At 73.2% G+C, this 14,970-nt stretch carries 13 protein-coding genes and 1 pseudogene; 2 read left to right on the top strand and 12 right to left on the bottom strand.

The window, feature by feature from the left end; translation table 11 throughout:
• Positions 1-199: 199 nt before the first annotated feature.
• The 10 genes from PSR1_RS14400 to PSR1_RS14355 all read right to left on the bottom strand — a co-directional run bounded on the left by PSR1_RS14400 (position 200) and on the right by PSR1_RS14355 (position 10,181).
• Positions 200-571, bottom strand: coding sequence for a response regulator (locus tag PSR1_RS14400; RefSeq protein ID WP_237757977.1), 372 nt, complete (start codon positions 569-571; stop codon positions 200-202).
• 398 nt (positions 572-969) lie between these two features.
• Positions 970-2,178 (bottom strand): protein translocase subunit SecF, encoded by a 1,209-nt coding sequence (gene secF, locus PSR1_RS14395; RefSeq protein WP_059438209.1) that lies wholly within the window; start codon positions 2,176-2,178, stop codon positions 970-972.
• Positions 2,178-4,019, bottom strand: coding sequence for a protein translocase subunit SecD (gene secD / locus PSR1_RS14390; protein ID WP_059438208.1), 1,842 nt, complete (start codon positions 4,017-4,019; stop codon positions 2,178-2,180). Before secD ends, secF begins: the two co-directional genes overlap by 1 nt.
• On the bottom strand, positions 4,020-4,367 hold the full coding sequence (yajC, locus tag PSR1_RS14385) for a preprotein translocase subunit YajC (RefSeq protein ID WP_059438207.1): 348 nt from the start codon (positions 4,365-4,367) through the stop codon (positions 4,020-4,022).
• 140 nt (positions 4,368-4,507) lie between these two features.
• Positions 4,508-5,671 (bottom strand): tRNA guanosine(34) transglycosylase Tgt, encoded by a 1,164-nt coding sequence (gene tgt / locus PSR1_RS14380; RefSeq protein ID WP_059438206.1) that lies wholly within the window; start codon positions 5,669-5,671, stop codon positions 4,508-4,510.
• A 31-nt stretch (positions 5,672-5,702) separates the two neighbouring features.
• Positions 5,703-6,323, bottom strand: a complete 621-nt coding sequence (locus tag PSR1_RS14375) for a PilZ domain-containing protein (RefSeq protein ID WP_059438205.1) — start codon at positions 6,321-6,323, stop codon at positions 5,703-5,705.
• A gap of 72 nt (positions 6,324-6,395) precedes the next feature.
• Positions 6,396-7,430 carry a tRNA preQ1(34) S-adenosylmethionine ribosyltransferase-isomerase QueA gene (queA, locus tag PSR1_RS14370; RefSeq protein ID WP_059438204.1) on the bottom strand — a complete coding sequence of 345 codons (1,035 nt, stop codon included), beginning with the start codon at positions 7,428-7,430 and terminating at the stop codon, positions 6,396-6,398.
• A gap of 6 nt (positions 7,431-7,436) precedes the next feature.
• Positions 7,437-8,312: a SpoIID/LytB domain-containing protein gene (locus PSR1_RS14365; RefSeq protein ID WP_059438203.1), complete on the bottom strand. Its 876-nt coding sequence runs from the start codon at positions 8,310-8,312 to the stop codon at positions 7,437-7,439.
• 7 nt (positions 8,313-8,319) lie between these two features.
• The gene (locus PSR1_RS14360; RefSeq protein ID WP_059438202.1) at positions 8,320-8,976 is read right to left on the bottom strand and encodes a DedA family protein; all 657 of its coding nucleotides are present in this window, start codon (positions 8,974-8,976) and stop codon (positions 8,320-8,322) included.
• Positions 8,973-10,181 carry a KamA family radical SAM protein gene (locus PSR1_RS14355; RefSeq protein ID WP_059438201.1) on the bottom strand — a complete coding sequence of 403 codons (1,209 nt, stop codon included), beginning with the start codon at positions 10,179-10,181 and terminating at the stop codon, positions 8,973-8,975. The genes PSR1_RS14360 and PSR1_RS14355 overlap by 4 nt, the downstream gene beginning before the upstream one ends.
• A 244-nt stretch (positions 10,182-10,425) precedes the next feature.
• Here PSR1_RS14355 and PSR1_RS14350 point away from each other — a divergent pair, with 244 nt between their 5' ends.
• Positions 10,426-11,670 carry a KamA family radical SAM protein gene (locus PSR1_RS14350; protein WP_059438200.1) on the top strand — a complete coding sequence of 415 codons (1,245 nt, stop codon included), beginning with the start codon at positions 10,426-10,428 and terminating at the stop codon, positions 11,668-11,670.
• 11 nt (positions 11,671-11,681) lie between these two features.
• Here PSR1_RS14350 and PSR1_RS14345 read toward each other — a convergent pair whose 3' ends face one another.
• Positions 11,682-12,068 carry a RidA family protein gene (locus PSR1_RS14345; protein WP_059438199.1) on the bottom strand — a complete coding sequence of 129 codons (387 nt, stop codon included), beginning with the start codon at positions 12,066-12,068 and terminating at the stop codon, positions 11,682-11,684.
• Between the two features lie 63 nt (positions 12,069-12,131).
• Positions 12,132-14,372, bottom strand: coding sequence for a bifunctional (p)ppGpp synthetase/guanosine-3',5'-bis(diphosphate) 3'-pyrophosphohydrolase (locus PSR1_RS14340; protein ID WP_082100259.1), 2,241 nt, complete (start codon positions 14,370-14,372; stop codon positions 12,132-12,134).
• A 228-nt stretch (positions 14,373-14,600) separates the two neighbouring features.
• On the opposite strand from PSR1_RS14340, the pseudogene PSR1_RS14335 reads away from it, so the two are divergent.
• Positions 14,601-14,970, top strand: a pseudogene (locus PSR1_RS14335) (hypothetical protein); the annotation flags it as partial.

The following is a 14,970-nucleotide window of genomic DNA, read 5'->3' as shown; positions in this document are numbered from 1 at the left end:
GGCACGGGCACCTACCCGCCGCCGGCCGGCACCGGGACCGACACGGGCGACGCCGGCACGACCGGCGCCGCCGGGACCGGCACCGCGGGGACGGGCGCGCAGGGCACCGGCACCGCCGGCGGCGTGCAGCGCTGACGGGGGCGCCGCGGCTGCCTCCATCACGGAAAGTGGACGGAAGCGGCCGCGGCTCAGCCGCGGCTCAGGAGGCCGCGCGCCGCCTCGCCAGGGCGGCCTCGATCGCGGCGACCAGGCGCGCGGGCTCGAACGGCTTCCGGAGGAACACGTCGGCGCCGGCCCGGCGGAACGCCTCCTCCGCGTGCTCGTCGCCCGACATGCCGACGAGCACGGGGTGGTGCCGGCTGGGCGCGTCGTGCACCGCGCGGATGACCTCGCCGCCGAGCCGCCCGGGCAGGCGGTGATCCACCACCCAGACGTCCGCAGGCGGCAGATCGGCGAGCTGGAACACGCCGGCCTGCGCAGGCAGGCCGATCACCGCGTGGCCCATCCGCCGGAGCACCTCGACGAGCAGCTCGCGCAGATCGGCGTCGTCGTCGATGACGACGATGCGCAATCCGGCCCTGGAACCGCTCGCCCCCATGCCGCATGCATGCGCGCTCCGCGCCGATACGCGAACCCCCCGCGCGGGGTCGCTCCTCGTGATTGCGGAATCGGTGGCGCGGCGGTTCACCCACCGGCTGCGTCCCGTCGCCCGCTTCACGGAGGGTGTGCGGCCCGCGGCCGCGGCGCCGGCGTTCCGCGGGCGCGCGCGTCGCGCGGCTCCCGCCAACGGGGGCCATGCCTCGGCCCCGACCGCGAGCGCGCCGCGGCGCGGCGCGGCGCGGCGCGGACACGATCGGCGCGTCGCCGCGGACGTGCGGAGCGTGACCGCGGGCCCCCGGAACGACGAAGGCCCCTCGCATGCGCGAGGGGCCCTCCCGAACCAGAGCAGCCGGCCAGCCGGGCGCCGCGCTACTTCGCGGTCCGCGCCTGCGGCTGGGCCGCGGCCGAGCCGGCCGCGCCCTTCGCCTTCGCCCGCTTCTTCTCGGCGCGCTCCTCCAGCCAGATGGTCATCGGGGCGGCGATGAACCAGGTGGAGTAGGTGCCGGACACGATGCCGAACAGCATCGCCATCGAGAAGTCGAAGATGGTCCCGACGCCGTAGACGAGCAGGCCGATGAGCGAGAGCGCCGTCGCGAACGAGGTGAGGAAGGTGCGGCCCAGCACCTCGTTGATGGAGAGGTTCACGATGTCCGAGAGGCTCCGGCCGCGCAGCTTGGCCTGGTTCTCGCGGATGCGGTCGTAGATGACGACCGTGTCGTTCACCGAGTAGCCGACCACCGTCAGGATCACCGCGATCGAGGTCAGGTTGAACTCGCGGCCGGTGATGGTGAAGTAGCCCATGGTCATGATCGCGTCGTGCAGCATCGCGATGACCACGCCCGGGCTGAAGCGGAAGTCGAACCGCAGGCCGATGTACACCACGATGAGGCCGATGGCGTAGAGGATGGCCTTCAGGCCCTGCGCCTGGAGCTCGCGGCCGGCGGCCGGGCCCACGTACTCGACGCGGCGCACGTTCGGCTGCGCGTCGCCCAGGTGGTCCTTCAGGCCCGCCTGGACGTTCTCCTGGATGCCCTGGGTGATGACCGCGTAGGAGCGCGTGCCGGCGGTGAGCCCCTGCTCCTCGCGGACGTCGCGCACCTTCACGCCGGCCGCCTCGACCGCCGCCCGGACCGCGGCGGCGTCCACCGCGCCCGAGAACTGGAAGTCGATCTTGTCGCCGAACTCGGGGTTGAAGGCGAAGCCCGCCACCGGCAGCTTCGTCTTCACCGCGTCGGCCACCCGGGCCACGTCCGCCTCGGTGAGCAGCGAGATGCGCTCGACGCGGATGAGGAAGGTGTGCTCGGCCTCGGCGCCGTAGGTCTGGACCGAGGCGCCCTTGAAGCCCAGGTCCTCGACCGTCTTGCGGATGTCGGCGGGATCGACGGCCTTGCCGAACTGGACCTCCATCTCGGTGCCGCCCGCGAAGTCCACGCCCATGTTCAGGCCGTGGACGAACGGGAGCGACCACAGGATGATCGCCAGGTTCACGACCAGCGAGAGCGCCACGGCGATGTGGCGCTTGCCCACGAAGTCGAACTTCGTGTCGTGGGGGATGATGTCGAAGGTCTTGAATTGCATCAGACGCTCAGGCGCGCCGTGTCGTGGCGCGTGAAGTACTCCATGATCACCCGGGTCACCACGATGGACGTGAACATCGAGGCGACCAGGCCGATGATCAGCGTCACCGCGAAGCCGCGGATCGGCCCCGACCCGTACTGGAACAGCACCACGCCGGCGACCAGCGTGGTCACGTGCGAGTCCACGATGGTCCAGAACACGCGGTCGTAGCCGAGCTGCACCGACTGCCGCACGTTGCGCCCGGCGCGCATCTCCTCGCGGATGCGCTCGTTGATGAGCACGTTCGCGTCCACCGCCATGCCGAGCGTGAGCACGAACCCGGCGATGCCCGGCAGCGTCAGCGTGGTGCCGATCATCGACATGACCGCCAGCACCAGCAGGCCGTTCAGGGCCAGCGCCACGTCGGCCACCAGGCCGGTGCCGCGGTAGTAGACGACCATGAACACCACCACCAGCGCGAGCCCGACCAGCGCCGCGAGCGTGCCCTTGCGCACCAGCTCCGGCCCGAGGGTGGCGCCGACGGTGCGCTCCTCGGTGATGGTCACCGGGGCGGGGAGCGCGCCGGCCTTCAGCACCAGCGCGATGCCGTTCGCCTCGTCGAACATGTCCTGCTGGTTGCGGCCCGAGCCCAGCGTGATCTGGCCGTTCGAGGAGATGCGGCCCTGGATGTAGGGCGCGGTCTCGACCTTGTCGTCGAGCACGGTCGCCATGCGGCGCCGCATGTTCTCGCTGGTGAGCTTGTCCATCAGCCGCGCGCCCTCGGGCGACATCTTGAAGGACACCACGGGGCGGCCGCGCTGCAGCGTGTCGGACTGGTCGATGGCCACCGCCGCGTCGGCGATGTAGTCGCCGGTCAGCTCGGTCTTCGCGCGGAGCAGGTACGTCCGGTAGTAGGTGGTCTTGATGGGGCCCTGGCCGACCTGGCCCTCGCCGATGCCCACCACGTTCTTCTGCGGGTCGAGCAGCGGGTTCAGCTTCTCCTCGATGACCTTCTCGAGCTCGGTGCGGGTGTTGGCCGCGACCATGGTGGCCGCGCGCGACCCGCCGTTCGGCAGCTCGACCGGCTCCACCGTCCAGCAGCCGCTCTCGGGCAGCGGCAGCGAGAGCCCCTGGCGATCGCCCTGGCACTGCGGGAGCTGCGTGCGGACCTGGTCGAGGACCGGGTTCTCGTCGTCGGCGATCTTGAACTCGAGCTGCGCGGTGCGGCCCAGCAGCTCCTTGGCCTTCTCCGGATCCTTGAAGCCCGGCAGCTGGACCTGGATCTGGTTGTTGGCCTTGGTCTTGATGTCGGGCTCGGTGACGCCCCACTTGTCCACGCGGTTGCGGATGACCTTCTCCGCCTGCTTCACCGCCTTCTCGCGGAAGTCGCGGAGCACCGCGTCCTTGAAGGCGAAGCGGACCGCGCCCTCGGGCGCGCCACCCGGCGAGTACATCTCCTCCGAGTAGCCGGTCGAGCCGAGCACGGCGTCCTTCACCTCGCCCGGGTTCGCGGCGGTCACCTCGACCTGCGCGCCGCCGCCGACCACCTGCGTGCCGGTGAACGCGACGTTCTTGCCCTTCAGGAACTCGCCGATCTCGTCGGCGCGGCGGGCGACCTTGGTCTTCACCGCGCGGTCGACGTCCACGCCCATGGAGAGCAGGATGCCGCCCTGGAGGTCCAGGCCGAGGTTGAGGTGGTGCTTCGCGTCCGGCGCCCAGCCCGGCACCGAGGTGTCGTACGCCTCGGTGTTCCGCTGGTCGGGCGGGAGCTTGAAGTAGAACCAGCTCGGGACGAGCTGGTAGATCGACAGGATCGCGACCGCGACGACGAGCGCGACGCGCCAGTACCAGGAGCGTTCCATCTACTTCTTCCCCTCCGCCTTGGCCGGCTGGGCCTCCACCTGCTTCCACTGACCGGCGACCTGGCCCTTGAGCACGCGGAGCTTGGTCCCCGCGCCGACGTCGATGGTCACCGTGCGGTCCTCCACCAGCACGACCGTGCCGATGATCCCGCTCTGCGTCACCACCTCGTCCCCCTTCTTCAGCGCGGCCACGAACGCCTGGTGCGCCTTCGCCTGCTTCGCCTGCGGGCGGAAGAAGACGAAGTAGAAGACCACCGCGATGGCGATGAAGGGCAGGAACTGGACGACGGGGTTCGGCGCCTGACCGTCGGCGGTCTGCGACAGGAAGGCGTGCAGGACGGGATGCATGGATGTGCTCCGGAGCTCGATCCGCTCGGTGAGAAAAAGCGCTGTGTTCTAGCGTGATTTCGAAGGGAACCGCAACCCCTTTGTTCCCCGCCGGGACGCCCGGGCGTGCGCGGCCGCGCGCACCCGGCCGGCGGGCCCCGTCAGCCGTCGCCCGCCGCGCGCCAGGCGGACAGCCGCTCGGCGCGGAACGCCGCGAACCGGCCCTCCTCGACGGCGCGCCGGGCGTCCGCCATGAGCGACAGGTAGAAGTGCAGGTTGTGCAGGGTGTTCGCGCGCAGCGCCAGGATCTCGCCGGCCTTGAACAGGTGGCGCAGGTAGGCGCGGGTGAACGTCCGGCAGGCGTAGCACCCGCACTCCGGATCGGCCGGCCGCTCGTCGTCGGCGTAGCGCGCGTTGCGGATCACCACCTTGCCGCGGCTCGTGAACAGCAGGCCGTTCCGCGCGGTGCGGGTGGGGAGCACGCAGTCGAACATGTCCACGCCGGCGGCGATGCCGGCCAGCAGGTCCTCCGGCGTGCCCACGCCCATGAGGTAGCGCGGCTTCTCGCGCGGCAGCCGCGGCGCGTCCCGCGCCACGCCGTCCCACATCTCCGCCGGCGTCTCGCCCACCGCGTAGCCGCCCAGCGCGTAGCCGGGCAGGTCGAGCGCGGCCGCCTCCTCGATGGCCCGCGCCCGCAGGTCCCCGTGCAGCCCGCCCTGCGCGATGCCGAACAGCGCGCACCGCGGCCCCTCGCGCGCCTCGATGGCGCGCCAGGCGTCGCGGCACCGCACCAGCCACCGCTGCGTGCGCGCCAGCGACAGCTCGTGGTAGGCGCGGTCGGCGAGCGCCGGCGGGCACTCGTCGAAGGCCATGATCACGTCGGCGCCGAGCGCCTCCTGGACCTCGATGGCCTTCTCCGGGGAGAGGAAGTGGCGCGAGCCGTCGAGGTGGCTGCGGAAGGTGACGCCCTCCTCCGCGATCTCGACCAGGCCCGGCCCGCCGCGCTCGCGGCCGGCGCCCTTCTCGCCCAGGCTGAACACCTGGAAGCCGCCCGAGTCGGTGAGCACCGCGCCGGGCCAGGACATGAACCGGTGCAGCCGGCCGAGCCGCTGCACGCGCTCGTGCCCCGGGCGCAGGTACAGGTGGTAGGTGTTCGCGAGCACGATCCCGGCGCCCAGCGCCTGGAGGTCGCGCGGCTCGAGCGTCTTCACCGTGGCGGCGGTGCCCACCGGCATGAACACCGGCGTCTCGATGGTGCCGTGCGCGGTCTCGAGCCGGCCGCGGCGGGCGGCGCCGTCCTCGGCGAGGAGCTGGAAGCGGATCACCGGGCCGGTGTCGCCCGGGCCGGCGGGCCTGTCAAGCCGGGCGCCGGCCCACGCGCGCCACCCCGGCCACCACGCCGCGCCAGGCCCGGCCCGCCCGCCCCTCCAGCACGAGCCGCAGCCCGGCGGTCCGCTCCACCGCGCCGCCCGGCTGGTTCCAGCACACCACCGCGCGCGCCGCGGGCGCGAACACCCCGCGGCCGAGCCGCAGCATGACGAGATCGCCGACCAGCGGGAGCTGCCCGGGCCAGCGCACCGCGCAGCCGCCGTCCGAGACGTTGAGCGCGCTCGTGTCGAAGGCGCCGCCGCCGTGCTCGACCCGCAGCGGCAGGTCGCAGGGGAAGCGCGGCGCCCGCTCCTGGAACGTGACCGGCTCGCCGCGGGCGGCGGTGGCGAGGAACCCGGCGGCGGGCAGCGAGGCGCGGTCGAGCGCGAGGTCCACGCCGGGCGGCAGCGCCGGCCGCCCCATCCGCCGGACCATGGCGACCTTCCCGTAGAGGGTGGCCCGGATGGCCTGGCCGTAGATCCCGACCCGCACCGCCACGCGATCGCCCACGCGCGAGTCGGAGAGCGCCGGCACGAACAGCTGCCCGGCCTCCGGCCGCCAGCCGGCCAGGTATTGCCCCGGCTCCACGTTGACCGAGACGCTGTGCACGCCCCCCGCTCCTCGCCGCCCGTATAGCACACACCCGCGCACCTCACGGCGCGCCGGACGGGACGCGCGGGCTCAGCGGCGGAGCAGGAGCATCGCGTCCCCGTAGCTGAAGAACCGGTAGCCGCGCGCGACCGCCTCGCGGTAGGCGGCCAGCACGCGGCCCTGGCCGCCGAACGCGCAGACCAGCACCAGCAGCGTGGAACGGGGGAGGTGGAAGTTCGTGACCATCGCGTCCACCGCGCGGAACGGGTGGCCGGGGCGGATGAACAGCTCGGTGCGCCCGGGGCCGGCGGCGACGGCGCCGTCGCGCCAGGCGCTCTCCAGCGTGCGCACCGAGGTGGTGCCCACCGCCACGATCCGCCCGCCGCGCGCGCGGGCCGCGGCGAGCTCGGCCGCGGCGGCCGGGGACACCTCGTAGCGCTCGCCGTGCATGCGGTGCGCGTCGAGGTCGTCCCCGCGGATGGGCAGGAACGTCCCGGGGCCGACGTGCAGCGTCACGGCGGTCCGCCGGACGCCGCGCGCGGCCAGCCGCGCCAGCAGCGGCTCGGTGAAGTGCAGCCCGGCGGTGGGCGCGGCGGCGGAGCCGGGGGCCCGCGCCCAGATGGTCTGGTAGCGCGCCGCGTCCTCGGCGTCCGGGGCGCGGCGGATGTACGGCGGCAGCGGGATGCGCCCGGCGCGGCCCAGCGCCGCCTCCAGCTCGGCGCCCTGGCGGTCCAGGGTGACCTGGTAGAACCCCTCGCCCTCCGCGGCGTCCACGCGCGCCTCGAGACCGTCGAAGGTGAGCACCGCGCCCTCGCGGATGGGCTTCGACGCCTGCCCCATGGCCCGCCAGCGCCGGCCCAGCCCGCCCTCCAGCGGCTCGCACAGGAGCAGCTCCACCTTGCCGCCCGACGCCTTGTGGCCGAGCAGCCGCGCCGGGATGACGCGCGTGTCGTTGAAGACGAGCAGGTCGCCCGGCGCGAGCAGCTCCGGCAGGTCCGCGAAGCCGCGGTGCGCGGGCGCGCCCTCCGGCGCGAGCACCAGGAGGCGCGAGGCGTCGCGCGGCGTGACCGGCGCCTGGGCCACCAGCCCCTCGGGCAGGGCGAAGTCGAAGTCGGAGAGGCGCACGGTCGGTCAGTACATCCGCAGGACGTCGGTGCCCGGGTAGTAGTGGCGGAGGATCTCGCGGTAGTCCTTCCCCTCGCGCGCCATCCCCGCCGCGCCCCACTGGCACAGCCCGGCGCCGTGGCCCTGGCCGCGCCCGTCGAACGCGAACCCGCGGCGCACCTCGCGGACGTCGAACGCGAGCGAGGGCAGCCGCGCCCAGCCGAGCCGCTGCCGGAGATCGGTGGCGGCCAGCGTGACCCGCCGCCCGCGCCCGGCCACCTCCACCTTCTCGGCGCGGCCGCTCGCGGTGCGCGCCACCACCCGCGCCCCGGTGGCCGCCCCGCCCAGCCCGGCGAGCCGCCCCAGCTCCGCCGCGCCCACCTCCAGCGACCAGCGCACCCGCGGCGCGCGATCGCAGCGCCCGCACTCGACCGAGGCGAGGTACGGGAGGTCGCGGCCCAGCGCCGGCATGCCGGCCTCGGTGCGCCCGCCGCAGGCCGCGTGGAAGTACGCCTCCACCGGCTCCATCCCCTGCACCAGCACCTCGCCGTGCGTCGCGTCCACCGCCGCGCGCGCCTGCGGGCTGGCGCGCCCGGCCGCGAACACCTGCGCGATGACGCCGCTCGCGATGTCCCAGCGCCGGTTCGCCGCCTGCGCCTCCACCTTGCGCGTGAGCGCGTAGCTGCGCGCGGCGACCGCCTGCGCCTTGAGCGCCTCGGGCGGGAAGCTCCCCGGCATCTCGCCCGCCACCACGCCGGCCACGTAGTCCTCGAGCCGGAGCTCCTGGATCTCCTCCGGCTGCGCCCGGACCTGCACGCGGATCAGCTCCTCGGCGCGCGCGGGCGCGGCGGCCGCGGCGAGCGCGGCGGCCAGCGCCGCGGCGGTGGCGAGCGGGCGGCGCAAGGCGGGCTCAGCCCTCGTCGGCGGCGGCCGGCACGCGGGCGCGGCGCGCCTCCTTCACCTTGTGCCAGACGAACCAGCCCACCGCGAGCACGCCCGCGACGACGATGGCCAGCTCGAAGCGGTGGTAGACGGCCTTCACCCGCGGATCGGTGTGCCAGGCCTCGCCGGCCCACTCGCCCACCCACGCCAGCGCGTAGCACCACGGGTACGAGCCGACGAACGTGTAGGCGATGAACTTGCCCATCGGCATGCGCGACACGCCGGCGGGGAACGCGATGAACGTGCGGATCACCGGGAGCAGCCGGCCCGCGAACACCACCCACTGGCCCCAGCGCTGGAACAGCCGGTCGGCGAGGTCGAGCTCCTTGTGCGAGAGGAGCACGTAGCGCCCGTACTTCTCGATGAGCGGCCGCCCGCCGAACTGGCCCAGGTAGTAGGCCGGGATCGAGCCGACCACGCAGCCGATGGCGCCGGCCAGCGCCGCGCCGTGCAGCGTCATCTCGCCCCGGTACACGAGGTACCCGGCGAACGGCATGATGATCTCGGACGGCAGCGGGATGCACGCGCTCTCGATGGCCATCAGCAGCACGATGCCGCCGTAGCCCATCGACGAGATCACCGACGTGGTGAACACCGCCAGCGCCTCGATCACCTTGGAGATCATTCGCCCTCGCCGTCCCGGCCCGCCGGGCCGCCGCGCGCGGCCCCTTCGGCGGGGTAGTAGACCGCCTCGTAGGGGCAGGTGCAATCCTGCTCCGGCGGCTCCGGATAGAAGTAGCGCTCGCCGCGCCCGTTGCGGAGCCACTGGCCCCGCGCGCCCGGCGCGCCTTCCCCCGCCAGGTAGTCCGGCTGCAGCGTGACCTTGCCGCCGCCGCCCGGGAGGTCCACCGCGAGGTGCGGGATGGCGAGCCCGCTGGTGCGCCCGCGCATCGCCTCGAGGATCGCCACGCCCGCCGCGAGCGGCGTGCGCAGGTGGCCGGTGCCCGCGGCGAGGTCGCCCTGGTGCAGGTAGTAGGGGCGGACGCGGAAGGTGAGCAGGCGCTCGTTCAGGTCGGTGAGGATGCGCGCCGAGGAGTTCAGGCCGCGCAGCAGCACCGACTGGTTCTCGACCGGCACGCCGTGGTCCACCAGCCGCTCGCAGGCCTCGCGCGCCTCGGGCGTGCACTCCTTCGGATGGTTGAAGTGCGTGACCACGAACAGCGGCGCGTGGCGGCGCAGCGCCGCCGCGAGCGCCTCGGTGACGCGCATCGGGTTCGTGACCGGCGCGCGCGTCGCGACGCGGAGCACCTGCACGTGCGGGATGGCCCGCAGGCCGGCCAGGATCCCGTCGAGCTTCTGGTCGGAGAGCGAGAGCGGGTCGCCGCCGGAGACGATGACGTCGCGCACCTCGCGGTGCGCCCGCACCCAGGCGATCCCCTCCTCCACCGCGGCGCGGTCGAAGCCGCCCTCGTCGTCGCTGAAGGTGATGCGCCGGCGGGTGCAGTGGCGGCAGTAGACCGCGCAGCGGTCCACCGCCAGGAACAGCGCGCGGTCGGGGTACTTGTGGACGATCGCGCGCACCGGCCGGTGCGGCTCCTCGCCGATGGGATCGTCGAGGTCGCCCGGCGCGGGCACCGCCTCGGCCGCCGACGGCATGACCTGAAGGCGGATCGGGCAGGCCGGGTGGTCGCGGTCGATGAGCGAGGCGTAGTAGGGCGTCGCCGCCACGCGGGTGTGGCCGGCCGCGAGCGCGAAGCCGCGGCGCTCGGCCTGGGTGAGCGGGAACAGCCGCTCGAAGTCGGCCGCCGTGGCGAGCGCATGGCGCTGCTGCCAGCGCCAGTCGCGCCACTCGGCCTCGGTGGTGCCGGGGAAGATCTCTCGCCAGGTCATCGCGGGTGCGGCGCAGGCCTCAGGAGACCGGGGGGGAGCGCACGCGAGGCGCGGAAGGTAACGGCAGCAGGCAGCCGAGTCAAACCTCCAGCGGCCCGGCAGGGTTCCACGCCTGCCCTCCAGGCGAGGGCTCCCCTTTCGGCTACACCACGGGGGCCCGGTCGCAGATGTCAATGGCGGCCCTCTCTGTTAATCAATGCGGGCAAACGGGCCGCCGGACCGGGCCTCCTGGAGCGAGCACGACATGGCGAATCTTCCGGTGATGGGCGACGTCGGCGGGGTGACCGAGGAGCTGGCCGGCGGCGGCCGGACGAACGGGGAGGCGAAGGCCCCGGTGCGGCGCGAGGACGCGCCCCGTCCGGTGGCGAACGTGCTGTCCCGGTTCAAGCCGGGCCCGCGCTCGATCTGGGCCGACGTGCCCGACGCGCTCTGGAACGACTGGCACTGGCAGCAGCGCGAGCGCGTCATCCGGCTCGACCAGCTCGAGCGCGTCCTGCGCGTCACGCCCGAGGAGCGCGAGGCGGCGGTGAAGACCGAGGCCGAGTTCCACATGGGCATCACGCCGTACTACGCGGCGCTGATGGACCCCGAGGACCCGACCTGCCCCATCCGCCTCCAGTCGGTGCCGACGATGGGCGAGCTCAACATCCTCGCCTCCGACCTCGAGGACCCGCTCGCGGAGGAGCGGGACATGCCGGTGCCGGGCATCACGCACCGCTACCCGGACCGCGTGCTGTTCTACACGACGCACAACTGCCCGGTGTACTGCCGCCACTGCACGCGCAAGCGGAAGGTCTCCGACCCGACCAGCGCCGCGGCCAAGCGGCAGATCGAGGAGTCGCTCGCGTACATCGCGCAGCACACCGAGATCCGCGACGTGGTGATCTCCGGCGGCGACCCGCTCTCGCTCTCCGACGAGCGGCTCGACTACATCCTCGGCCGGCTCCGCGCCATCCCGCACGTCGAGATCTTCCGGCTGGGGACGCGCAACCTGGTCACGCTGCCGCAGCGCGTGACCGACGACTTCGTCTACATGCTCCGGCGGCACCACCCGGTCTTCGTGAACACGCACTTCAACCATCCGAAGGAGTGCACGGCCGAGGCGTTCGAGGCCGCCCGCCGCCTCGCCGACGCCGGCTGCGTCATCGGCAACCAGATGGTGCTGCTGAAGGGCGTGAACGACGATCCCGCGGTGGTGAAGGAGCTGAACCACAAGCTCCTGCTCATGCGGATCCGGCCCTACTACATCTACCAGTGCGACCTGGCGCGCGGCATCAGCCACTTCCGCACGCCGGTCGAGGCCGGCATCCGCATCATCGAGGCGCTCCGCGGCCACACCTCGGGCCTCGCGGTCCCGCAGTTCGTGGTGGACGCGCCGAACGGCGGCGGGAAGATCCCGGTCAACCCCGAGTACGTGGTCTCCCACGAGGGGAAGCGCTGGGTGCTCCGCAACTTCGCCGGCAAGCAGTTCGAGTACGTCGAGCCGTAGACGCGGCGCCGTCAGTCGAGGACGGCGATCGCGTCGATCTCCACGCGGGCGCCGCGGGGGAGCCCGGCCACCTGCACGGTGGAGCGGGCCGGCGCCGGCGCGGGGAAGTGCTTCGCGTACTCCGCGTTCATCCGCGCGAAGTCCGCGAGGTCGGTGAGGAACACGGTGGTCTTCACCACGTGCTCCGGCCCGGCGCCCGCGGCGGCCAGCACCGCGCGCAGGTTCCGGAGCGCGCGCGCCGTCTCCTCCTCGATGGTGCCGGAGAACAGCTCGCCGGTGGCCGGATCGAGCGGGACCTGGCCGGAGAGGTAGAGCGTGCGGGCGCCGCGCGCCTCGACGCCCTGGCTGTACGGGCCGATGGCCTTCGGGGCGCCGTCCGTCGCGATGGGGGTCTTCATGCGCGGCACCCTACCCGCGCCCGCCGCCCCCGGCAACGCGCCGGCCGGGGCCGCGGGCCGGGATCACACGCGCTGGACCGACTGCACGCCCTCGATCCGCTCGATGCTGCGGATGACGGAGTTGAGCTGCTTCAGGTCGCCGATGGTGACCTCGAAGTCGTTCACGGCGCGCTCGCCCGGGGTGGTGCGGCAGCTCGCCTGCGAGATGTTCACGCCGGCCTCGCTGAACGTCTGCGAGATCTTGGCGAGGATGCCGGGGCGATCGGTGGTGATGACCCGGAGCGAGACCGGGCGCTTGAAGTCGCCGCGCACGTCCCAGGCCACGTCCACGCGCCGCTCCGGGTCGATGCCCAGCACCTTGTCGCAGGAGGCGGTGTGCACGGTCACGCCGCGGCCGCGGGTGATGAAGCCCACGATGGCGTCGCCGGGCACCGGGTTGCAGCACTTGCCGTAGCGGACCAGCACGTCGTCGATGCCGTTGATGCGGACGCCCTCGGTCGGGCGGCGCGCCATCTTCCGGAACAGCTCGGTGATGCGGCTGGTGGGCGGCGCCTCGGCGGGCGGCGGCGGCTCGGCGAGCCGGTCGGGCGGGAGCACCTGCTGCAGGAGCTGCCCCGGCGACACCTTGCCGTAGCCGACCGCGGCGAGCACGTCGTCCGCCTGGCGGTACCCGAGCGCCTGCGCCGCCTTCTCCAGCTCGCCGCCCTTCTGCAGCTTGTTCAGCGTGACGCCGAAGCGGCGCAGCTCCCGCTCGGCGATGTCGCGGCCGATCTCCACCGAGCGCCGGTGCTCGGCCTGGCGGATGAACTGGCGGATGCGGGCCTGGGCGCGGCTGGTCTTGACGAAGGTGAGCCAGTCCTTCGACGGGTGCGCGTTCGGGCTGGTGAGGATCTCGATGGTGTCGCCGTTCTTGAGCTTGTAGCGGAGCGGGACGAGCTTGCCGTTCACCTTGGCGCCGACGCAGTGCTCGCCGATCTCCGAGTGGATCGTGTAGGCGAAGTCCACCGGCGTGGCGCCGCGCGGCAGGCTCTTCACCGCGCCCTTCGGCGTGAAGACGAACACCTCGTCGGAGAACAGGTCGACCTTGACCGTCTCCAGGAACTCGCGCGGGTCGGCGAGGTCGCGCTGGAACTCCACCAGCTGGCGCAGCCAGCCGAAGGACTCCGCGTCCTTGCGCGACAGCTCCGCGCCCTTCCCGTCGCGCCCCTTCTCCTTGTAGGCCCAGTGCGCCGCCACGCCCTCCTCGGCGATGCGGTGCATCTCGCGGGTGCGGATCTGCACCTCGATGCGCTCGCCGGCCGGGCCTACCACGGTGGTGTGGAGCGACTGGTACAGGTTGGGCTTCGGGATGGCGATGTAGTCCTTGAAGCGGCCGGGCACCGGCTTCCAGAGCGCGTGCACGAACCCGAGCGACTCGTAGCACTCGGCCACCGTGTCCACGATGACGCGGAACCCGACGACGTCCTGGATCTGCTCGAAGTCCACGTCGAGCTGCCGCATCTTCCGGTAGATCGAGTAGACGTGCTTCACGCGCCCCGAGACGTCGGCCTTCATGCCGGCCTCGGCCAGCCGGCGCCGGATGATCTCCACCACCTCGGCGACGAAGCGCTCCTTCTCGCGGGCGCGCACCGAGACCTTCTCGTTCAGCTCCGAGTAGTCGGCCGGGCGCAGGTACTTGAACGACAGCTCCTCCAGCTCGGTCTTGATCCACTGGATCCCGAGCCGGTTCGCGAGCGGCGCGTAGATGTCGAGCGTCTCGCGGGCGATGCGCTCCTGCGACTCGGGCTTCATCGCGTCGAGCGTTCGCATGTTGTGGGTGCGGTCCGCGAGCTTCACCAGCAGCACGCGGATGTCCTTCGCCATCGCCACCACCATCTTGCGGAAGTTCTCCGCCTGCTTCTCCTCCTGGGTGTTGGCGGCGGTGAACTGCGAGAGCTTGGTGACCCCGTCCACCAGCTCGGCGATCTCCAGGCCGAACAGCTCGGAGATCTCCTTCTTGGTGGCGAGGGTGTCCTCGATGGTGTCGTGCAGCAGCCCGGTCACCACCGACGACTCGTCCAGCTTCAGCTCGGCGAGGATGCCAGCGACCTCCAGCGGGTGGACCAGGTACGGCTCGCCCGACTTGCGGATCTGGCCCTGGTGCACCTTGGCGCTGTAGACGTAGGCCTTCTTGATCAGGTCGAGATCGGGATCGGGGTGGTAGCCGGATACCCGGTCGAGGATGTCGTTGAGCCTGAGCAAGGTCGAAGGGCCAGCGTAACGGGTCGCGTCCGAGTGCGGCAAGCTTGTGGGCCTGCCCATCATCTCAGATCCCGTAACGCGGCGCGCCAGCCCGTGCCATGACCCGGGGGCGCGGCAGGCGCCGGGACGGGTCGGACGGCCCCGGCGAAAGGGCGGGGGGCGCCCGTCGGGCCGTCCGGCCGCGCGGAGGGGCCGGGAGCGCGCGCGACCCCCACCGGCCCGGCCTGCACCGGACGTTGAGGAACCCCGGCGGCACGGGGTAACGTCCCGCCGGGCCAGGGAGACGACGGGATGACCTGCGAAGGCTGCGGCGCGGCGCTCGACGCCACCATGGACCGGTGCCCGGCGTGCGGCCGCGAGCTCGAGTTCGGCCGGCTCACCGGCATCCTGGGCGTGGTCTGCCGCGCCTGCGACGCGTACAACGAGCCGGGCGCCCGGGCCTGCTCCGCCTGCGGCAAGCCGCTCGGCGCCGGCGAGCCGCCGCCCGGCGCCCCGAAGCCGACGCCGGCGCCGGCCCCTGCCCCGGCCCGCGCGCCGCCGGCCGCCGCGTCCCCTGCGCCCGCGCCCGCTCCCGCGCCGCCGGCGCCTGGTTCACCCATCGTGCACGCCATCGGGCGCGCCGGCGCGGCCGCCACCCGCTTCATCCCCGCCTCCGCCATCC

Source organism: Anaeromyxobacter sp. PSR-1, from assembly GCF_000964525.1.
Lineage (GTDB): Bacteria > Myxococcota > Myxococcia > Myxococcales > Anaeromyxobacteraceae > Anaeromyxobacter.
This window is presented reverse-complemented; position numbering and strand designations above follow the sequence as displayed.

Coding starts and splice junctions, on each gene's coding strand:
- secF (WP_059438209.1), bottom strand. CDS start 2,178: ATGCAATTCAAGACCTTCGACATCATCCCCCACGACACGAAGTTCGAC.
- secD (WP_059438208.1), bottom strand. CDS start 4,019: ATGGAACGCTCCTGGTACTGGCGCGTCGCGCTCGTCGTCGCGGTCGCG.
- yajC (WP_059438207.1), bottom strand. CDS start 4,367: ATGCATCCCGTCCTGCACGCCTTCCTGTCGCAGACCGCCGACGGTCAG.
- PSR1_RS14360 (WP_059438202.1), bottom strand. CDS start 8,976: ATGATCTCCAAGGTGATCGAGGCGCTGGCGGTGTTCACCACGTCGGTG.
- PSR1_RS14355 (WP_059438201.1), bottom strand. CDS start 10,181: ATGACCTGGCGAGAGATCTTCCCCGGCACCACCGAGGCCGAGTGGCGC.
- PSR1_RS14350 (WP_059438200.1), top strand. CDS start 10,426: ATGGCGAATCTTCCGGTGATGGGCGACGTCGGCGGGGTGACCGAGGAG.
- PSR1_RS14345 (WP_059438199.1), bottom strand. CDS start 12,068: ATGAAGACCCCCATCGCGACGGACGGCGCCCCGAAGGCCATCGGCCCG.
- PSR1_RS14340 (WP_082100259.1), bottom strand. CDS start 14,372: ATGATGGGCAGGCCCACAAGCTTGCCGCACTCGGACGCGACCCGTTAC.